This is a genomic window from Enterobacter sp. BNK-22 (assembly GCF_048684805.1).
Taxonomy (GTDB): domain Bacteria; phylum Pseudomonadota; class Gammaproteobacteria; order Enterobacterales; family Enterobacteriaceae; genus Enterobacter; species Enterobacter quasiroggenkampii.
This window is the reverse complement of the sequence record NZ_JBLQTT010000001.1, coordinates 1,956,585-1,977,887: the sequence shown is the minus strand read 5'-3', so window position 1 is coordinate 1,977,887 and position 21,303 is coordinate 1,956,585. Positions and strand designations below refer to the sequence as shown.

The 21,303-nt window shown below is 55.6% G+C and carries 13 protein-coding genes and 1 pseudogene; 9 read left to right on the top strand and 5 right to left on the bottom strand.

The genetic code is table 11. From position 1 onward, the window contains the following. The first annotated feature begins 79 nt into the window (after nucleotides 1–79). Entirely contained in the window at nucleotides 80–973 is an 894-nt protein-coding gene (locus ACMGGE_RS09385) for a YcbJ family phosphotransferase (RefSeq protein ID WP_420293688.1), read from the top strand. Here ACMGGE_RS09385 and elyC read toward each other — a convergent pair. After that, nucleotides 950–1,729: an envelope biogenesis factor ElyC gene (elyC, locus tag ACMGGE_RS09380; RefSeq protein ID WP_420293687.1), complete on the bottom strand. Its 780-nt coding sequence runs from the start codon at nucleotides 1,727–1,729 to the stop codon at nucleotides 950–952. The genes ACMGGE_RS09385 and elyC overlap by 24 nt on opposite strands. 124 nt (nucleotides 1,730–1,853) lie before the next feature. Between elyC and cmoM the strand changes: the two genes are divergently transcribed. The 7 genes and pseudogenes from cmoM to ACMGGE_RS09345 all read left to right on the top strand — a co-directional run bounded on the left by cmoM (nucleotide 1,854) and on the right by ACMGGE_RS09345 (nucleotide 12,490). After that, on the top strand, nucleotides 1,854–2,633 hold the full coding sequence (gene cmoM, locus ACMGGE_RS09375) for a tRNA uridine 5-oxyacetic acid(34) methyltransferase CmoM (RefSeq protein ID WP_032649174.1): 780 nt from the start codon (nucleotides 1,854–1,856) through the stop codon (nucleotides 2,631–2,633). A gap of 3 nt (nucleotides 2,634–2,636) precedes the next feature. After that, complete coding sequence (gene mukF / locus ACMGGE_RS09370) at nucleotides 2,637–3,959, top strand: chromosome partition protein MukF (RefSeq protein ID WP_008499955.1); 1,323 nt, start codon at nucleotides 2,637–2,639, stop codon at nucleotides 3,957–3,959. Further along, nucleotides 3,940–4,644, top strand: coding sequence for a chromosome partition protein MukE (gene mukE / locus ACMGGE_RS09365; RefSeq protein ID WP_008499954.1), 705 nt, complete (start codon nucleotides 3,940–3,942; stop codon nucleotides 4,642–4,644). The genes mukF and mukE overlap by 20 nt, the downstream gene beginning before the upstream one ends. Next, nucleotides 4,644–9,095, top strand: a complete 4,452-nt coding sequence (mukB, locus tag ACMGGE_RS09360; protein WP_420293686.1) for a chromosome partition protein MukB — start codon at nucleotides 4,644–4,646, stop codon at nucleotides 9,093–9,095. Before mukE ends, mukB begins: the two co-directional genes overlap by 1 nt. Before the next feature lie 178 nt (nucleotides 9,096–9,273). Then, nucleotides 9,274–11,097, top strand: coding sequence for a L,D-transpeptidase (gene ldtD, locus ACMGGE_RS09355; RefSeq protein WP_420293685.1), 1,824 nt, complete (start codon nucleotides 9,274–9,276; stop codon nucleotides 11,095–11,097). Between the two features lie 174 nt (nucleotides 11,098–11,271). Further along, nucleotides 11,272–11,822 (top strand): annotated as a pseudogene (locus ACMGGE_RS09350) (DUF882 domain-containing protein). A 20-nt stretch (nucleotides 11,823–11,842) separates the two neighbouring features. Beyond that, the gene (locus ACMGGE_RS09345) at nucleotides 11,843–12,490 is read left to right on the top strand and encodes an MBL fold metallo-hydrolase (RefSeq protein ID WP_008499950.1); all 648 of its coding nucleotides are present in this window, start codon (nucleotides 11,843–11,845) and stop codon (nucleotides 12,488–12,490) included. A gap of 48 nt (nucleotides 12,491–12,538) precedes the next feature. Here ACMGGE_RS09345 and aspC read toward each other — a convergent pair whose 3' ends face one another. The 4 genes from aspC to pncB form a co-directional block, all read right to left on the bottom strand. Then, nucleotides 12,539–13,729: an aspartate transaminase gene (aspC, locus tag ACMGGE_RS09340; RefSeq protein ID WP_008499949.1), complete on the bottom strand. Its 1,191-nt coding sequence runs from the start codon at nucleotides 13,727–13,729 to the stop codon at nucleotides 12,539–12,541. A gap of 184 nt (nucleotides 13,730–13,913) precedes the next feature. After that, nucleotides 13,914–14,972, bottom strand: a complete 1,059-nt coding sequence (gene ompF, locus ACMGGE_RS09335; protein WP_045908376.1) for a porin OmpF — start codon at nucleotides 14,970–14,972, stop codon at nucleotides 13,914–13,916. A gap of 605 nt (nucleotides 14,973–15,577) precedes the next feature. Next, nucleotides 15,578–16,978: an asparagine--tRNA ligase gene (gene asnS, locus ACMGGE_RS09330; RefSeq protein ID WP_023615887.1), complete on the bottom strand. Its 1,401-nt coding sequence runs from the start codon at nucleotides 16,976–16,978 to the stop codon at nucleotides 15,578–15,580. A gap of 166 nt (nucleotides 16,979–17,144) precedes the next feature. Beyond that, the gene (gene pncB / locus ACMGGE_RS09325) at nucleotides 17,145–18,347 is read right to left on the bottom strand and encodes a nicotinate phosphoribosyltransferase (protein ID WP_048027215.1); all 1,203 of its coding nucleotides are present in this window, start codon (nucleotides 18,345–18,347) and stop codon (nucleotides 17,145–17,147) included. 255 nt (nucleotides 18,348–18,602) lie between these two features. Here pncB and pepN point away from each other — a divergent pair, with 255 nt between their 5' ends. After that, a complete protein-coding gene (gene pepN, locus ACMGGE_RS09320) occupies nucleotides 18,603–21,215 on the top strand; it encodes an aminopeptidase N (RefSeq protein WP_047651293.1) in 2,613 nt (870 codons plus the stop codon). Nucleotides 21,216–21,303: the final 88 nt, after the last annotated feature.

Sequence of the window (21,303 nt, the reverse complement as noted above, 5' to 3'; positions counted from 1 at the left end):
CTGATTGATCTCTTCCGGGTGACATCTTCATTAAGGACGCTCATTATAAAAGCAGTAGTCTTAATGGGGGTAATCTCATATGGAACAGCTGCGTGCCGAACTTAGCCATCTGCTGGGTGAAAAGTTAAGCCGGGTCGAATGCGTGAGTGAAAAAGCCGATACCGCGCTCTGGTCGCTTTACGACAGTCAGGGTAACCCGATGCCGCTAATGGCAAGAAGTTTCACGTCACCCGGCGTTGCCAGGCAGCTTGCATGGAAAATGTCGATGCTGGCGCGGGAGGGAACCGTGCGTATGCCGACGGTGTATGGCGTGATGACCCATGAGGAACACCCCGGCCCGGACGTACTGCTGATTGAACGTTTACGCGGTGTGCCCGTTGAAGCGCCCGCGCGAACGCCGGAACGCTGGGAGCAGCTGAAAGACCAGATTGTCGAGGCGCTGCTGGCCTGGCACCGTCAGGATAGCCGTGGACTTGTCGGACCGGTTGACAGCACCCAAGAAAACCTCTGGCCGCTGTGGTACCGCCAGCGGGTTGAGGTGCTGTGGGGTACGCTTAACCAATTCAACAATACCGGTTTAACCATGCAGGACAAACGTATCCTGTTTCGCACCCGGGAGTGCTTACCGGCCTTGTTCGAAGGTTTTAATGACAACTGCGTGCTGATCCACGGCAATTTTACCCTGCGCAGCATGCTTAAAGACGGCCGCAGCGATCAGCTTCTGGCAATGGTGGGGCCGGGCATCATGCTCTGGGCACCGCGCGAATATGAGCTGTTCAGGCTCAGCGACAGCGGGGCGGCGGAAGGCTTACTGTGGCATTACCTTCAACGCGCCCCCGTTGCGGAAGCGTTTCTCTGGCGACGCTGGCTCTACCTGCTCTGGGACGAAGTCGCGCAGCTGGTGAACACCGGACGATTCAATCGCGCAAACTTCGATCTGGCAACAAAATCACTCTTGCCCTGGCTCGCCTGAGGATCCTTTCAGCCACTGCCAGAGGCGTCCGAGCGTCTCGTAGCCGACGCGGTCGCTATGCATCAGCCATACCGGGGAGGGGATCGCCCGTTCCCACGGGTTGAGCGGTGCGTCGATGGCCATCTGGTTTGCGGGTGCGGGAAGCGGGTGCAGGCCTTGCTTCTCAAAGAAAATTATCGCGCGCGGCAGGTGCGAGGCGGAAGTCACAAGCAAGAACGGGGCATCGCCAATCGTCTGCTTCACTGCAGCAGCCTCTTCTTCGGTGTCTTTCGGGCTGTCCAGCGTGATGATTGAGGAACGCGGCACGCCGAGAGATTCCGCGACCCTGGCGCCCGCTTCAGCCGTACTCACCGGGTTCGTTTTGGCCGCCGCGCCGGTGAAAATCATTTTTGATCCCGGATTCGCCAGCCACAGGCGAATACCTTCGTTCAGCCGTGGCAGGCTGTTGTTGATCAGGTTTGAGCTCGGGGCCCAGTCAGGATCCCAGGTATATCCACCGCCCAGCACCACGATGTACGACACTTTCTGATTTCCCTGCCATGTTGGGTACCTGTTTTCGATGGGGCGTAACAGGCCATCCGCGACCGGTTGCAGGCTCAACAGCAGCAAGACCAGCCAGCCGAGCGTGATAAGCGTTTTGCCACTCTTCTGAAAGCGACTGAACCACACCAGCGCCAGCCCCAGCGCGATGATGATGAGCAGCAGCGGAAGGGGAAGCATCATCCCTCCAATGTATTTCTTAAGGGTAAAAAGCATCCTTTTTGGTTCCTTTTTTGACCATATAGCAGGTGATTGCCGGTGATATTACACCAGAGAGGTTCATTCTCCGCGCGGGTGTGACAAAATAGCGGTTTTGCAGTTAGCGAGTGGAACTCTCCCAATGCGGGATCGCAATTTTGATGACATCGCGGAAAAATTTTCGCGCAACATTTATGGCACCACGAAGGGGCAGCTTCGTCAGACGATCCTCTGGCAGGATCTGGACACCATTCTGGCTACGTTCGGTGGCCAAACGTTGCGCGTGCTGGACGCCGGTGGTGGTGAAGGGCAGACGGCCATAAAAATGGCTGAACGCGGTCATCACGTCACGCTTTGCGATCTTTCTGCTGAAATGGTCGCCCGCGCGACGCGTGCGGCAGAAGAGAAAGGTGTGAGCGACAACATGCATTTTATACAATGCGCCGCTCAGGACATCGCACAGCATTTGGAAACCCAGGTTGATCTGATATTGTTTCATGCGGTGCTGGAGTGGGTTGCCGATCCGCAAAGCGTGTTACAAACCCTGTGGTCGATGTTGCGCCCGGGCGGCACGCTGTCGCTGATGTTCTACAATGCTAACGGCTTCCTGATGCACAACATGGTTGCGGGAAACTTCGACTATGTTCAGGTCGGGATGCCCAAAAAGAAAAAGCGCACGCTTTCCCCGGACTATCCGCGCGATCCACAGCAGGTTTATGGCTGGCTGGAAGCGATTGGCTGGCAGATTGTCGGGAAGACGGGCGTCAGGGTGTTTCATGATTATCTGCGTGAAAAACACAAACAGCGTGACTGTTTTGACACCTTAACAGAATTGGAAACGCGGTATTGCCGTCAGGAGCCTTTTGTCAGCCTTGGCCGCTATATTCACGTCACCGCGCACAAGCCGCAGATGCAAGGATAACCTATGAGTGAATTTTCCCAGACAGTCCCCGAACTGGTTGCCTGGGCCAGGAAAAACGATTTCTCCATCTCGCTGCCGGTAGACAGACTCTCTTTCCTGCTGGCGGTCGCCACGCTGAACGGCGAGCGGCTGGATGGTGAAATGAGCGAGGGTGAACTGGTGGATGCGTTCCGCCACGTCAGTGATGCGTTTGAGCAAACCAGCGAAACCATTAGCGTCCGTGCCAACAACGCGATCAACGATATGGTGCGTCAACGTCTGCTGAACCGCTTTACCAGCGAGCAGGCGGAAGGAAACGCCATCTATCGCCTGACGCCACTGGGCATTGGCATCACCGATTATTATATCCGCCAGCGTGAATTTTCCACGCTGCGTCTTTCCATGCAGCTGTCGATCGTGGCGGGTGAGCTTAAGCGCGCCGCCGATGCGGCAGATGAAGACGGTGACGAATTCCACTGGCACCGAAACGTTTATGCACCGCTGAAATATTCGGTGGCGGAAATCTTCGACAGTATCGATCTGACCCAGCGCCTGATGGACGAACAGCAGCAGCAGGTGAAAGACGATATCGCACAGCTGCTGAATAAAGATTGGCGAGCGGCCATCTCCAGCTGTGAACTTCTGCTGTCAGAAACCTCCGGTACGCTGCGTGAGCTGCAGGATACGCTGGAAGCCGCAGGGGATAAGCTGCAGGCGAACCTGCTGCGCATCCAGGACGCGACGCTGGCGCACGACGATCTGCATTTTATCGATCGTTTAGTGTTCGACCTGCAGAGCAAGCTGGACCGTATCATCAGCTGGGGCCAGCAGTCGATCGACCTGTGGATTGGCTATGACCGACACGTGCATAAATTTATCCGTACCGCGATCGATATGGATAAGAACCGCGTCTTTGCCCAGCGTCTGCGCCAGTCGGTGCAGACCTATTTCGATGCGCCGTGGGCGCTGACCTACGCCAATGCCGATCGTCTGCTGGATATGCGCGACGAAGAGATGGCGCTGCGCGATGAAGAGGTGACCGGTGAACTGCCGCCGGATCTGGAATATGAAGAATTTAACGAAATTCGCGAGCAGCTTGCGGCGATGATCGAAGAACAGCTCGCGGTCTATAAAACCAGACAAGCTCCGCTGGATCTGGGACTCGTGGTGCGCGACTATCTGGCGCAATATCCGCGCGCGCGCCACTTCGACGTTGCCCGCATTGTGGTAGACCAGGCGGTTCGCCTGGGTATCGCGCAAGCAGACTTCACCGGACTGCCGCCGAAGTGGCAGCCAATTAACGATTACGGAGCCAAGGTACAGGCGCATGTCATTGACAAATATTGAACAAGTGATGCCGGTTAAGCTGGCACAGGCGCTGGCGAATCCGTTATTTCCGGCGCTGGACAGCCAGTTGCGTGCCGGTCGTCACATTGGCTTAGACGAGCTGGATAATCACGCCTTTTTGATGGACTTCCAGGAGTACCTGGAAGAGTTTTACGCACGCTACAACGTGGAGCTTATCCGCGCGCCGGAAGGGTTTTTCTACCTGCGCCCGCGCTCCACGACGCTGATTCCGCGTTCCGTGCTCTCCGAGCTGGATATGATGGTCGGCAAAATTCTTTGCTACCTCTACCTCAGCCCGGAACGTCTGGCGAATGAAGGGATCTTCACCCAGCAGGAGCTTTACGACGAGCTGTTGACGCTGGCAGATGAGAGCAAGCTGCTCAAGCTGGTGAACAACCGCTCCACGGGGTCGGATCTTGACCGTCAGAAATTACAGGAAAAGGTCCGCTCTTCCCTGAACCGTCTGCGTCGTCTGGGGATGGTCTGGTTTATGGGTCACGACAGCAGCAAATTCCGCATTACGGAATCTGTCTTCCGCTTCGGCGCCGACGTGCGTGCGGGCGATGACGCGCGTGAAGCGCAGCTTCGCATGATCCGCGACGGTGAAGCGATGCCGGTGGAAAACCATTTGCAGCTCAATGATGAGCATGAAGAGAATCTGCCGGATAGCGGGGAGGAAGAGTAATGATTGAACGCGGTAAATTTCGCTCACTGACGCTGATTAACTGGAACGGCTTCTTTGCCCGAACGTTCGATCTGGATGAGCTGGTCACGACGCTCTCCGGCGGTAACGGGGCGGGTAAATCCACCACCATGGCGGCCTTTGTCACGGCGCTGATCCCTGACCTGACGCTGCTTCACTTCCGTAACACCACCGAAGCGGGTGCCACAAGTGGCTCCCGTGATAAAGGTCTGCACGGGAAGCTGAAGGCCGGCGTCTGTTATTCGGTTCTGGACGTCATTAACTCGCGCCATCAGCGCGTGGTGGTGGGCGTACGCCTGCAGCAGGTTGCCGGTCGCGATCGTAAAGTCGACATTAAACCGTTCGCCATCCAGGGGCTGCCAACGTCTGTGCAGCCGACGGCGCTGCTGACGGAAACCCTGAACGAACGCCAGGCGCGCGTGCTGACGCTCCAGGAGCTGAAAGATAAGCTCGAAGCGATCGAAGGCGTGCAGTTCAAGCAGTTCAACTCGATTACCGACTACCACTCGTTAATGTTCGATCTGGGCGTGGTGGCGCGTCGTCTGCGCACGGCATCAGACCGCAGCAAATACTATCGCCTGATTGAAGCGTCTCTGTACGGCGGTATCTCCAGCGCGATTACCCGCTCCCTGCGCGACTACCTGCTGCCGGAAAACAGCGGCGTGCGTAAGGCCTTCCAGGATATGGAAGCGGCGCTGCGTGAAAACCGCATGACGCTGGAAGCGATTCGCGTTACCCAGTCTGACCGTGACCTGTTTAAACATCTGATCAGCGAAGCCACCAACTACGTGGCGGCGGACTACATGCGCCACGCTAACGAGCGCCGCGTCCACCTCGATCAGGCATTAGAATATCGCCGCGAGCTGTTTACCTCCCGTAAACAGCTGGTGGCCGAGCAGTACAAGCACGTCGAAATGGCGCGCGAGCTCGGTGAGCACAACGGTGCCGAGGGCGACCTGGAAGCCGATTACCAGGCCGCCAGCGATCACCTGAACCTGGTGCAAACTGCGCTCCGTCAGCAGGAAAAAATCGAGCGCTATGAAGCGGACCTCGACGAGCTGCAAATTCGTCTTGAAGAGCAAAATGAAGTGGTGGCCGAAGCCGCCGAGATGCAGGAAGAGAACGAAGCCCGCGCCGAAGCGGCCGAGCTGGAAGTGGATGAGCTGAAAAGCCAGCTTGCCGATTACCAGCAGGCGCTGGACGTGCAGCAGACGCGCGCGATCCAGTACACCCAGGCACTGCAGGCATTACAGCGCGCGAAAGAGCTGTGCCATCTGCCTGATCTGACGCCTGAAAGCGCCGACGAGTGGCTGGATACCTTCCAGGCCAAAGAGCAGGAAGCCACTGAGAAACTGCTGTCCCTCGAACAGAAAATGAGCGTTGCGCAAACGGCGCACAGCCAGTTTGAGCAGGCCTATCAGCTGGTCGTAGCGATTAACGGCCCGCTGGCGCGTAACGAAGCCTGGGACGTTGCCCGTGAACTGCTGCGCGACGGTGTTAACCAGCGCCATCTGGCCGAGCAGGTTCAGCCGCTGCGTATGCGTCTGAACGAGCTGGAACAGCGCCTGCGCGAGCAGCAGGAAGCCGAGCGTTTGTTGGCGGAATTCTGCAAACGTCAGGGCAAAAATTACGATTTTGACGAGCTTGAGGCCCTGCATCAGGAACTCGAGGCGCGTATCACTGCGCTTTCAGACACGGTCTCCAGCGCCAGCGAACAGCGTATGACCCTGCGTCAGGAGCTGGAACAGCTGCAGTCCCGTTCGCAAGCGCTTCTGCAGCGTGCACCGGTCTGGCTGGCGGCCCAGAGTAGCCTTAACCAGCTCAGCGAACAGTGCGGCGAGCAGTTTGAATCCAGTCAAGAAGTGACCGAATACCTGCAGCAGCTGCTGGAGCGCGAGCGCGAAGCCATTGTTGAGCGTGATGAAGTCGGCACGCGCAAGCGTGAAGTCGACGAAGAAATTGAACGCTTAAGCCAGCCGGGCGGTGCGGAAGACCCGCGTCTCAATGCCCTGGCGGAGCGTTTTGGCGGCGTGCTGCTGTCCGAGATTTACGACGATGTCGGTCTGGACGATGCGCCATACTTCTCCGCGCTGTACGGTCCATCCCGTAATGCGATTGTGGTGCCGGATCTGTCGCTGATTTCTGAGCAGCTTGCCGGCCTGGAAGATTGTCCGGAAGATCTCTACCTGATCGAAGGGGATCCGCAGTCGTTCGATGACAGCGTATTCAGCGTCGACGAGCTGGAAAAAGCGGTGGTGGTGAAAATCGCTGACCGTCAGTGGCGCTATTCCCGCTTCCCTGAGCTGCCGCTGTTTGGCCGCGCCGCGCGCGAAAGCCGCATCGAAAGCCTGCACGCCGAGCGTGAAACGCTATCTGAACGTTTTGCGACGCTGTCGTTTGACGTGCAGAAAACCCAGCGCCTGCATCAGGCGTTTAGCCGCTTTATCGGCAGCCATCTGGCCGTAGCCTTTGAAGCGGACCCGGAAGCGGAAATTCGCAAGCTCAATACCCGTCGCGGCGAGCTGGAGCGGGCGATTGCCAGTCATGAAAGCGACAACCAGCAGAGCCGCGTCCAGTTTGAGCAGGCGAAAGAGGGCGTCGCGGCCCTTAACCGTATTCTGCCGCGCCTGAATCTGCTGGCGGATGACACGCTGGCCGATCGCGTGGACGAGATCCAGGAGCGCCTGGATGAAGCGCAGGAAGCCGCGCGCTTCGTGCAGCAGCACGGCAATCAGCTGGCGAAGCTGGAGCCGGTCGTGTCTGTCCTGCAGAGCGACCCGGAACAGTTTGAGCAGTTGAAAGAAGACTATGCCTGGTCGCAGCAGGTGCAGCGCGAGGCGCGTCAGCAGGCGTTCGCCCTGACGGAGGTGGTGCAGCGTCGCGCCCACTTCGGCTACTCCGATTCGGCAGAAATGCTGAGCGGTAACAGCGATCTGAATGAAAAGCTGCGTCAGCGCCTTGAGCAGGCGGAAGCGGAACGTACCCGCGCCCGCGAAGCAATGCGCAGCCATTCCGCTCAACTGAACCAGTACAACCAGGTGCTGGCCTCGCTGAAAAGCTCCTTCGATACCAAGAAAGAGCTGTTAAACGACCTGCAGAAAGAGCTTCAGGACATCGGCGTTCGTGCCGACAGCGGGGCAGAAGAGCGCGCGCGCATTCGTCGTGACGAGCTGCATGCTCAGCTGAGCAACAACCGTGCGCGTCGCAATCAGCTGGAAAAAGCGCTGACCTTCTGCGAAGCAGAAATGGATAACCTGACCCGTCGCCTGCGCAAGCTGGAGCGCGACTACTTTGAGATGCGCGAGCAGGTCGTGACCGCGAAGGCGGGCTGGTGCGCGGTGATGCGCATGGTGAAAGACAATAACGTTGAGCGTCGCCTGCACCGTCGCGAGCTGGCATATCTTTCTGCCGATGAGCTGCGTTCCATGTCGGATAAGGCGTTGGGTGCCCTGCGTCTGGCGGTGGCGGATAACGAACACCTGCGCGATGTTCTGCGCATGTCCGAAGATCCGAAACGTCCTGAACGTAAAATCCAGTTCTTCGTGGCGGTTTACCAGCACCTGCGCGAACGTATTCGTCAGGACATCATTCGTACTGACGATCCGGTCGAGGCTATCGAACAGATGGAAATCGAGCTGGGTCGTCTGACGGAAGAGCTGACCTCCCGCGAGCAGAAGCTGGCGATCAGCTCCCGCAGCGTGGCGAACATCATCCGTAAAACCATTCAGCGCGAGCAGAACCGTATCCGCCAGCTCAACCAGGGGCTGCAGAGCGTGTCGTTTGGCCAGGTGAACAGCGTGCGCCTCAACGTTAACGTGCGCGAAGCGCATGCCACCCTGCTGGAAGTGCTGTCTGAGCAGCACGAACAGCATCAGGATCTGTTCAACAGTAACCGTCTGACCTTCTCTGAAGCGCTGGCGAAACTGTATCAACGCCTGAACCCGCAGATTGATATGGGCCAGCGTACGCCGCAAACCATCGGTGAAGAGCTGCTGGATTACCGTAACTACCTGGAAATGGAGGTAGAGGTAAACCGTGGTTCAGACGGCTGGCTGCGTGCGGAATCCGGAGCGCTCTCAACCGGTGAAGCGATCGGTACCGGTATGTCAATTCTGGTGATGGTGGTACAGAGCTGGGAAGACGAAGCGCGCCGCCTGCGCGGCAAAGATATCTCCCCATGCCGACTGCTGTTCCTGGATGAGGCGGCGCGTCTTGATGCGCGCTCCATTGCTACGCTGTTTGAGCTTTGCGAACGTCTCGATATGCAGCTCATCATTGCGGCACCGGAGAACATCAGTCCTGAAAAAGGGACAACCTACAAGCTGGTGCGTAAAGTGTTCCAGAACAGCGAACACGTTCACGTTGTGGGGCTACGTGGCTTTGCGCCGCAGCCGCCAGAGTCACTGCCAGAAACCACGGCGGACGCTTCCTGACGCGTTTTCCGATCCGAAGCGGCGCCCTGGCGCCGCTTTTTTTTTAAACTTAACTTGTGCTTAGGGCTGCGTTATCTTTAAACTTCTTTACATAAGGTAAGGCAACAGCTTAGCCGTCTACCTATAATGAAAGAAAGCCCCAACGTGATGGGCATGTCGTGAAAACAGGGGGCAAGGGATGTTGCTTAAGAAAGAATGTGGTCGTCAGCTGTCGGCGCTTAGTTTATGCCTGGCAGTGATGTTTGCTCCACTGTTAACCGCCCAGGCCGACGAGCCTGAAATTGTGCCGACTGACAGCTCGGCAACGACAGGCACGCAGCCTACGTCGTTGTCCCAGCCGCTGGAACAGTCTCCGGCGACGGCTATCATGGCTGGTATTAAGCCGCTGCCGGAAGGCATCGATGCCGAATCGCTCAGCCAGCAGCTGCAGTCAGGGCTGCCGTCAGGCTACACGCCGGTCTATATCAATCAGCTCACGCTCCTCTATGCTGCCCGCGATATGAAACCGATGTGGGAAAACCGCGATGCCGTGCGCGCCTTCCAGCAGCAGCTGGCGGAGGTCGCTATTGCAGGGTTTCAGCCACAGTTTACAAAGTGGGTTGAGCTGTTAACCGATCCTGCCGTGTCCGGTCAGGCACGGGACGTCGTGCTTTCCGATGCCATGATGGGCTATCTGCAGTTCGTGGCGGGTATTCCGGTCAATGGCAACCGCTGGCTGTACAGCGACAAGCCGTATAAGCTGGCGACGCCGGCGCTGTCGGTGATTAACCAGTGGCAGTTAGCCCTGGATAACGGCGAACTGCCGCGCTTTATTGCCAGCCTTGCACCAGCGCATCCACAATATGCCACTCTGCACGAGTCGCTTCTCGCGCTGGTGGGCGACTCGCGTCCATGGCCGCAGATGCGCGGCACCGCGACGCTGCGTCCGGGGCAGTGGAGCAGCGATGTGCCCGCTCTGCGTGAGATCCTGACGCGCTCCGGTCTTCTTGATGGCGGGCCACATATCGCTCTGCCTGGTGACGATCCACAAAACGCGGCGGTCAGCCCGTCAGCGCTCGTGAAAGAGAAAAAAGCGATTGCCGTCAGCAATAAACCCGCAGCATACGATCGCGAGCTGGTTGCGGCAGTGAAGCAATTCCAGGCCGCTCAGGGACTGGGAGCCGATGGCGTCATTGGCCAGACGACACGAGACTGGCTGAACGTATCGCCTGCGCAGCGGGCTGGGGTGCTGGCGCTCAATATCCAGCGTTTGCGCCTGCTGCCTGGAACCCTCTCTACCGGGATTATGGTTAACATTCCGGCGTATTCACTGGTCTATTACCAGGACGGTAGCGAAAAACTGGCGTCACGCGTGATTGTCGGGCGTCCGGATCGCAAAACGCCGATGATGAGCAGCGCGCTGAATAATGTGGTGGTTAACCCGCCGTGGAACGTGCCACCGACACTGGCGCGTAAAGACATTCTGCCGAAGGTCTGGAACGATCCGGGTTATCTGGAACGTCATGGTTATACGGTGATGCGTGGCTGGAACAGTAAAGAGGCCATCGATCCTTATATGGTCGACTGGTCGACAATCACGGCTTCTAACCTGCCGTTCCGTTTCCAGCAGGCACCGGGGGCGCATAACTCTTTAGGGCGTTACAAATTCAATATGCCGAGTTCTGACGCTATCTATCTGCACGATACGCCGAACCACAATCTGTTCCAGAAAGATACGCGCGCGCTGAGTTCTGGCTGCGTGCGCGTGAACAAAGCCTCGGAGCTGGCCAATATGCTGCTGCAGGACGCGGGCTGGAACGATACGCGCATTTCGGATGCCCTGAAGCAGGGGGATACGCGTTACGTTAATATTCGACACAATATTCCGGTCAATCTTTACTATCTGACGGCGTTTGTTGGCGAAGACGGGCGTACTCAGTACCGTACAGATATTTACAATTATGATCTCACCGCGCGATCCGGCGCACAAATTTTGCCAAAAGCGGAACAATTAATCAGGTAAATGAAGCAGTTCGGGAAAAATGATTGTCGTAAGTTAGGGTGAATAAGGGGCTATATCGCTGCAAGCCGCGTATTCACTGGGGTTGGGCGCCTTGACGTACCCGGTTTTGCCAGTTAAGGTGCCCTTCGTGCGCTAAGCATATTACGATTTCTTTTACCTGTAGACCTGATTATCATGGACAAATTTGACGCTAATCGCCGCAAACTGCTGGCGTTAGGTGGTGTTGCGCTTGGCGCAGCGGCCATCTTGCCGACGCCAGCATTTGCCACCCTCTCGACACCTCGTCCGCGAGTTTTAACTCTCAACAATCTTCATACCGGTGAGTCGTTAAAAGCGGAGTTCTTCGATGGCAGAGGCTATATTCAGGATGAATTAGCAAGACTTAACCATTTTTTCCGTGATTTCCGCGCGAATAAAATTAAAGCCATCGACCCAGGACTGTTTGATCAGCTTTTCCGCCTTCAGGGCCTGCTGGGTACCAGCAAGCCGGTGCAGCTTATTTCTGGTTATCGCTCGGTTGATACCAATAATGAACTGCGTGCCCACAGTCGCGGGGTAGCGAAAAAAGCTATCACACGAAGGGCCAGGCAATGGATTTCCATATTGAGGGCGTTTCGTTAGCCAATATTCGCAAAGCTGCGTTATCTATGCGCGCAGGTGGTGTAGGATATTACCCCAGCAGCAACTTTGTGCATATTGATACCGGTCCGGTTCGGCACTGGTAATAACGAAACACAGGAGCAGTATGAACTATCGTATTATTCCGGTTACCGCGTTCTCCCAGAATTGTTCACTCATCTGGTGCGAACAGACTAAACTGGCCGCGCTTGTTGATCCCGGCGGTGACGCTGAGAAGATCAAACAGGAAGTCGCCGACAGCGGCGTGACGCTCATGCAGATTTTACTGACGCATGGTCACCTCGACCATGTGGGCGCAGCGGCTGAACTGGCTGAACACTACGGCGTGCCGATTGTCGGTCCGGAAAAAGAAGATGAGTTCTGGCTGCAGGGGTTACCTGCCCAAAGCCGCATGTTTGGCCTTGATGAGTGTCAGCCTCTGACGCCCGATCGCTGGCTGAATGAAGGAGAGCGCGTTAGCATAGGGAATGTGACTTTACAGGTGTTGCATTGTCCTGGGCATACGCCAGGCCATATCGTCTTCTTTGATGACCAGTCCCGTCTGCTGATCTCCGGCGATGTGATTTTCAAAGGTGGCGTAGGACGCAGCGATTTTCCGCGCGGCGATCACGGACAGCTGATTCAGTCGATTAAACAGAAGTTATTGCCGCTGGGTGATGATGTGACGTTTATCCCTGGGCACGGTCCGATGTCGACGCTGGGCTATGAACGGCTCCATAATCCGTTCCTTCAGGATGAAATGCCTGTCTGGTAACCCGCATAAAAAAAGCCTGCATAATGCAGGCTTTTTTATAGGCGCAAATTACAGTACGGCGACAATCGCTTCGCACAGCGGCGCCATGTTGTCAGGCGTCATGCCTGCAACGTTCACGCGGCCAGACGCCACGGCGTACACGCCGAACTCTTCACGCAGACGCAGAACCTGCTCTTTGGTCAGGCCGCTGAAAGAGAACATGCCGTTCTGTTTGATGATAAAGCTGAAGTCGCGGTCCGCGCCTTTCTCCGCCAGGGTGTTCACAAACAGCAGGCGCATGCGCTGAATACGCTGACGCATATCGTTCAGCTCTTGTTCCCAGATGGCGCGCAGCGCATCGTTGCTCAGGATAGTCGCAACAACAGATGCACCGTGTGCCGGTGGGTTAGAGTAGTTAGCGCGGATAACGGATTTCATCTGACTGAACGCGCGATCGACGGTCTCATCGTTAGCCGCAACCAGCGTACAGGCACCTACACGCTCATTGTACAGACCAAAGTTCTTGGAATAGGAACTGGCAACGATCAGCTCCTGATGCACGGCGGCGAACGCGCGCAGGCCTTCAGCATCTTCTTCCAGACCACGGGCGAAGCCCTGGTAGGCAAAGTCAAACAGCGGCAGCCAGCCTTTCTCTACGGACAGCTTCGCCAGGTGTTCCCACTGCTCAAGCGTTGGATCGATACCGGTTGGGTTGTGGCAGCAGCCGTGGAACAGCACCACGTCACCCGCCTGCGCTTCGCTCAGGCTTGCCAGCAGGCCGTCAAAGTCCAGAGAGTGGTTTGCTGCGTCGTAGTAGGCGTATTCACGCACTTCCAGACCCGCAGAGTTAAATACGCTCTTGTGGTTTGGCCAGCTTGGATTGCTTACCCAGACACGCTTCACAGAGGTGTTTTTCGCAAGGAAATCCGCCGCCACGCGCAGCGCGCCGGTACCGCCCGGGGTCTGAGCTGTACGGGCACGTTTGTCACTTACAATTGCGCTGCCTTTACCGAACAGCAGCTCCTGGGTGCAGCGACCAAATTCAGGGATACCATCAATACCGAGGTAGTTTTTGGTGGTTTCGTTTTCCAGCAGATACTGCTCAGCTTTCTTAACGCTGGTCAGTACCGGAGTTTTGCCGGTTTCATCTTTATATACACCAATACCCAGGTTGATTTTGCCAGGGCGGTCGTCGGCACGAAACAGATCGGCCAGGCCCAGAATCGGGTCGGCAGGAGCGGCGGTAATGTTCTCAAACATGACGAAGTTCCATTGTGATTACAGAAGTGAAATCCGCTATCAGGTTAACGGTAGATTTACAAAATGCCAACCGTTTGCGACGAAAAGCGTGCGGCTTTTCAAAAGTCGCCATTATTTTCTGTCAGGCATAAAAAAACAGGGCCGAAGCCCTGTTCATTAAGCATATAACAAAGTGGTGTACTGATTAGAACTGGTAAACGAGACCCAGTGCTACGATGTCATCGTTGCTGAGACCCAGTTTGTTGTCATCTTTCAGCTGGTTGATCTGGTAGTCAACATAGGTGGACATGTTTTTGTTGAAGTAGTAAGTCGCGCCAATGTCGATGTAGTTGATGAAATCTTCATCACCAATGCCTTCAACGTCTTTCGCTTTAGATTTGTAGTAAGCGATGGATGGACGCAGACCGAAGTCGAACTGATACTGAGCGACAACAGAGAAGTCCTGAGATTTGTTAGCGAAACCGCTGCTGCCCAAACGTGCGGCGTTGTGCATTTCGCCGTACAGCGCTGCCAGGTAAATGTTGTTTGCGTCATACTTCAGGCCAGTTGCCCACTGCTCAGCTTTATCGCCTTTACCCCAGGCCAGAGTCTGCTGGTTGTTGGTACGGTCAGCTGCGCCGTAAGCACCTACAACGCCAAAGCCTTCGAAATCATAGCTGACTGAAGTTGCCCAGCCGTCCCCGTTAGAACGTACTGCATCAGCACGGTCATTTTTGCCCAGGTACTGAACGCCAAAGTTCAGACCGTCAACCAGGCCGAAGAAGCCGCTGTTACGGTAAGTCGCCAGACCACCATTACGGCTGGAGAAGAAGTTATCGCTCTTGCCAGTGTCGCCACCGAACTCTGGCAGCATATCGGTGATGCCGATTGCATCATACACCAGGCCATAGTTACGACCGTAGTCGAAGGAGCCTGCATCACCGAATTTCAGACCTGCGAACGCCAGACGGGTTTTGTTACCGGTCTGAGCATCGGCGCCTTCAGAGTTGTTACCCTGGAAGTTGTATTCCCACTGGCCATAACCGGTCAGCTGGTCGTTAATTTTTGTTTCGCCTTTGAAGCCCAGACGAGCATAGGTCTGGTCGCCATCGTTGCTGTCATCATCAGAGAAGTAATGCAGACCAACTGCTTTCCCGTAAAGATCCAGTTTATTAGCGTCTTTGTTATAAATTTCTGCAGCGTTCGCTGCACCGGCTACCAGCAGGGCAGGGATTACCACTGCCAGAATATTGCGCTTCATCATTATTTATTACCCTCATTGGTTTTTTTATGACACTCGCCACTGCCGTCAATAAATTCTGTCAATAAATATTTCCGGAACTATTGATGAGAGTTTGGTGTCTTTATGTATCTGACAGGCATCTTTCCATTCGCCGAAGCGTTTCGCTAGCCTGAAAGTGCTACAATTCTCAAGATTAGGTAACCAAAAGAAAATATGTGTAACTAAATATGTATTTTTGGGAACTTTGTGAACCACCTCAAACTTCAGAGCGTCCTGGCGAATTAAGCGACAGGACATATCCTATATATATGAATTCCTTATGATTAATTTGGATAAAGGCATTTCATATAAACAGACGCTAAACGACTCGTTTTTTCTTATGGCGCCGAAAAGCCTTCTGGATGGCTGTAAAACTGGTTGAAATTTGTGCTATCGCTTGAGAATGTAATAATCGCAATAAGAATGGGGTTTATTTTTTGTGGCTGGATATTTCGTGGAAATAAAACGTAACAACCAGGGATTGTGACGTGGTGATGGTTTAAAGAAGCTGACTTTGCGCTGACGAAAACTGACAATGCAGAATAAAATAATGGCCAGCATAAGCTGGCCATTTTAGTCTTTACTGATTAGAAGCTGGCGTTACGTGGTGTACGTGGGAACGGAATCACGTCACGAACGTTCTGCACACCGGTCACGTAGGCGATCAGACGCTCGAAGCCCAGACCAAAACCAGCGTGCGGTACGGTACCGTAACGACGCAGATCGCGGTACCAGCTGTAGTCCGCAGGGTTGAGACCCATCTCTTCCATACGCGCGTCCAGCACGTCAAGACGCTCTTCACGCTGTGAACCACCGATGATTTCACCGATGCCCGGCGCCAGGACGTCCATCGCCGCCACGGTTTTACCGTCTTCGTTAAGGCGCATATAGAAGGCCTTAATGTCTTTCGGATAGTTTTTAACGACAACCGGCGCTTTGAAATGCTTCTCGGCCAGATAGCGCTCGTGCTCAGACGCCAGGTCTACGCCCCAGTAAACCGGGTTCTCGAACTTCTCACCGCATTTCTCGAGGATCGCCACCGCATCGGTGTAGTCCACCTGCGCAAAATCGGCAGAGACGAAGCGCTCCAGACGAGCTACTGCGTCGCTGTCTACGCGCTCGGCGAAGAATTTCATGTCGTCCGGACGCTCTTCCAGCACCGCTTTGAAGACATACTTCAGCATCGCTTCCGCCAGACCCGCGACATCGTCCAGGTTGGCGAACGCCACTTCAGGCTCCAGCATCCAGAATTCCGCCAGGTGACGGCTGGTGTTGGAGTTTTCGGCACGGAAGGTAGGGCCAAAGGTGTAGATTTTAGACAGCGCGCAGGCGTACGTTTCGCCGTTGAGCTGACCGGATACGGTCAGGAAGGCCTCTTTACCAAAGAAGTCTTTGTCATAGTCCACTTTACCTTCCGGGGTGCGCGGCAGGTTTTCGAGATCCAGCGTTGAGACGCGGAACATCTCACCGGCGCCTTCCGTATCGGACGCGGTGATCAGCGGGGTAGACACCCAGAAATAACCCTGCTCATCGAAGAAACGATGCAGCGCCTGCGCCAGCGTATGACGTACGCGAGCAACCGCACCAATCAGGTTGGTACGTGGACGCAGGTGCGCCACTTCACGCAGATACTCAATGCTGTGACGTTTAGCCGCCATCGGATAGGTATCCGGATCTTCAACCCAGCCGGTGACTTCAATGGCAGAAGCCTGAATTTCGAAACTCTGACCCTGACCCGGGGATGCCACGACCACGCCGGTGACAATAACGGAACAGCCCGTCGTCAGGTGCAGAACGTCATCATTGTAATTGGGCAGAGAATTATTAATGACGGCCTGTACAGGATCAAAGCAGGAACCGTCATAGACGGCAAGGAAGGAGATGCCAGCTTTAGAATCTCGGCGGGTACGCACCCATCCGCGCACGGTGACTTCCTGGTCAACGGCGACACGGCCCTGGAGTACGTCGGCTACAGGCACAACGCTCATAATATTCTCTCTGTTAATAGTCGGAAAAAATAAACACTTGTCCACCCTTATGGGGGGATATCTATGTTACCTGCCATCCGCTATCAGACAAGTAAATTTCGCAGTCAAAAGAGAAGAATTGAGAAATAAATAAGAAGAGGGGAGCCATGAAGGCTCCCTTAAGCGCTTAACTGGCTTTTTTGATCTGGGGAAGATCGAAGGCTTTGCGCAATGCGCGGACAAACGCCTTGTCATGGCAGATGGTTTTGCCCGGGCTGTCGGAGAGTTTCGCCACCGGCTTGCCGTTACATTCCACCAGCTTTATCACGATATTCAGAGGTTTTACCTGAGGAATATCGCAGGTTAACCGGGTACCAATCCCGAAGCTCAGGTTCACTCTGGCGTTGAAATGGCGATAGAGTTCGACGGCTTTCGCCAGATCGAGGTTATCGGAGAAGACCAGCACCTTGCTCATCGGGTCAATGCCCAGTTTCTCGTAATGGGCAATGGCCTTCTCGCCCCACTCAATCGGATCCCCTGAATCGTGGCGTAGTCCCTGATAACGCTCCGCAAATTCAGGTCCAAAGTCGCGCAGGAAGGCATCCATCGTAATACAGTCGGTGAGGGCGATCCCGAGTTGATTCGGGTACTCCTCAAGCCATGCAGCCAGTGCCGCGCGCTGGCTGTTTGCCAGGTCAGGACTGATCTGCTGATGCGCCTGGAACCACTCGTGTGCCTGGGTACCCATTGGCGTCAGGTTGAGGCGACGGGCCAGATCGTAGTTACTGGTGCCCACGAACCATGGCTCCTGTTGCAGACGTTTAACGATGGCCTCCTGGACGTCGCGCGAAAAACGGCGACGGGTGCCAAAGTCCATCAGGCGGAAGCGGGACATGTCCAGCCCTGCGGTCAGCGTGGAGAAGTCAGCGAGCTTATTTTCCAGCGAGGCAACCGCCTGCGCTACGCCCGTTTCCGGTGAGCGATAGCGGTGAGCCAGTTCACTGATCACCGCCAGAAGCGGCACTTCCCACATGATCACTTCCCGCCACGGACCTTCAAGGCGAATATCCAGCTTGCCGTTATCGTTAACCACGGTGACCTGCTCCGGTCTATAGCGGAAATCGCGCAGCCAGTTCAGGTAGTCGGCTTTGAAGAAAGGCAGGCCAGAAAGCCACTGATATTCCTCGTCCTGCAGCGTCAGATGCTGCATAGCATTGACCTGTTCACGAATGGCGTCTGCGTAGATACCGAGCAAGTCGTCGCCACGGCAGCGGAATTCCGCCGCGACATGAACGTCATAGTAATGGTGGAAAACGGCTTGCTGCATGTGCAGTTTATACGCGTCGGTATCCAGCAACGTATGCAGAACTGGAGAAGCGAATTGAGTCATAGGTGCGCAGTAGCATCCTCTCACAGGAGCGTTTAGTACAATAAACAACTCCGGAGTATACCTTGTTTAGTGATTTATTGAACCCCGATCACAACATAAGCGCGTTTTATGGTCGAGGGCATTTTGTGCCCCTTGTTATACAAATGTAGCAAAAAAAAGGTGTTGACCCTGAAAAGATGAACATTCTGCATAGCGCGTTTTGCGCAACAGGAATATATTGAAACGTTACTCGACAAACGATGCATAAGGTTTTCTATGACACAACAGCCACAAGCCAAATACCGCCACGACTACCGTGCGCCGGATTATCTGATTAGCGAAATCGATCTGACTTTTGACCTGGATGCCACTAAAACCGTTGTCACGGCGGTGAGTCAGGTGACGCGCCACAGCGCAACTGCTGTGCCGCTGCGTCTGGACGGCGAAGACCTGACGCTGGTCTCCCTGCATATTAATGATGAAGCCTGGTCGGACTATAAAGAAGAAAACAACCAGCTGGTCATCGACAACCTGCCGGATCAGTTTACGCTACGCATCGTGAATGAAATCAGCCCGGCCGCCAATACCGCGCTGGAAGGGCTGTACCAGTCTGGCGTGGCGCTGTGCACCCAGTGTGAAGCGGAAGGGTTCCGCCACATTACCTGGTATCTCGATCGCCCGGATGTCCTGGCGCGCTTCACCACCAAGATCATCGCCGATAAAACCCTGTATCCCTTCCTGCTCTCCAACGGCAACCGCGTAGGTGAAGGCGAGCTGGAGAATGGCCGTCACTGGGTTCAGTGGCAGGATCCGTTCCCAAAACCGTGCTACCTGTTTGCGCTGGTGGCGGGCGATTTCGACGTGCTGCGCGACACCTTCAAAACGCGCTCAGGCCGCGAGGTGGCGCTGGAGCTGTTTGTTGACCGTGGTAACCTGGACCGCGCGCCGTGGGCGATGACCTCGCTCATCAACTCCATGAAGTGGGACGAAGAGCGCTTCGGCCTCGAATATGACCTCGACATCTATATGATCGTCGCCGTTGATTTCTTCAACATGGGCGCAATGGAAAACAAAGGCCTGAACGTCTTTAACTCCAAATACGTGCTGGCGCGCACCGATACTGCCACCGATAAAGATTATCTCGATATCGAACGCGTCATCGGCCACGAATATTTCCACAACTGGACCGGTAACCGCGTCACCTGCCGCGACTGGTTTCAGCTGAGCCTGAAAGAGGGCCTGACCGTCTTCCGTGACCAGGAGTTCAGCTCCGATCTGGGGTCACGCGCCGTGAACCGCATCAACAACGTGCGAACCATGCGCGGCCTGCAGTTTGCGGAAGATGCCAGCCCAATGGCGCATCCAATCCGCCCGGATAAAGTCATCGAAATGAACAACTTCTACACCCTGACGGTGTATGAGAAAGGCGCTGAAATTATCCGCATGATCCACACTCTGCTGGGTGAAGAGAACTTCCAGAAAGGGATGCAGCTCTACTTCGAGCGTCATGACGGCAGCGCGGCCACCTGCGACGATTTTGTGCAGGCAATGGAAGATGCTTCTAATGTCGATCTTTCCCACTTCCGCCGCTGGTACAGCCAGGCCGGTACGCCGATTGTTACCGTCAAAGACGATTACAATCCAGAAACCGAGCAGTACACCCTGACCATCAGCCAGCGCACGCCGCCGACGGCAGAGCAGGAAGAGAAATACCCGCTGCATATTCCGTTCAGCATTGAGCTGTACGATAACGAAGGCAAAGTCATTCCACTGCAGAAGGGCGGCCACCCGGTACACCACGTGCTGAACGTGACCCAGGCCGAGCAGACCTTTATCTTCGATAACGTCTATTTCCAGCCGGTGCCTGCGCTGCTGTGTGAATTTTCCGCGCCGGTGAAGCTGGAGTACAAGTGGAGCGATCAGCAACTGACGTTCCTGATGCGTCACGCGCGTAACGACTTCTCCCGCTGGGATGCCGCACAAAGCCTGCTGGCGACCTACATCAAGCTTAACGTAAACCGTCATCAGCAGGGCCAGCCGCTGTCGCTGCCTGTTCACGTGGCTGACGCGTTCCGCGCGATCCTGCTGGATGAGAAAATTGACCCGGCGCTCGCCGCTGAAATTCTGACCCTGCCGTCAGCAACGGAAATCGCGGAGTTGTTCGAGATTATCGATCCGATCGCGATCGTGGCGGTGCGTGAAGCGCTGACCCGTACGCTGGCTGCTGAGCTGGCGGACGAGTTCCTCGCCATTTATAACGCCAACAAGCTTGACGCTTATCGCGTTGAGCACGCGGACATCGGTAAACGTTCTCTGCGCAACACCTGCCTGCGCTATCTGGCGTTTGGTGAAACCGAGCTGGCGAACACCCTGGTGAGCAAGCAGTATCACGAAGCGGATAACATGACCGACGCGCTGGCCGCGCTGGGCGCAAGCGTTGCCGCCGAACTGCCGTGCCGCGATGCGCTGATGCAGGAGTACGACGACAAGTGGCATCAGGATGGCCTGGTGATGGACAAGTGGTTCATCCTGCAGGCGACCAGCCCGGCGGCCGATGCGCTCAGCAACGTGCGCAGCCTGCTGAAGCATCGTTCCTTTACCCTGAGCAACCCAAACCGCGTGCGTTCGCTGATTGGCGCGTTTGCCAGCAGCAACCCGGCCGCGTTCCACGCCGAAGACGGCAGCGGTTATCAGTTCATGGTGGAAATGCTGACCGAGCTGAACAGCCGTAACCCGCAGGTGGCGTCGCGTCTGATTGAGCCGCTGATCCGTCTGAAACGCTACGATGCGAAGCGTCAGGCGAAGATGCGTGCCGCGCTTGAGCAGCTGAAAGGGCTGGAAAACCTGTCTGGCGATCTGTACGAGAAGATTGCTAAAGCCTTAGCGTGATGTAGAAAAAAAAGCCCGGTGGGCAGGTAAACGCAAAACGGCAACCTCGGTTGCCGTTTTTAGTGTTTCCTTCCTCTCCCCGTGGGAG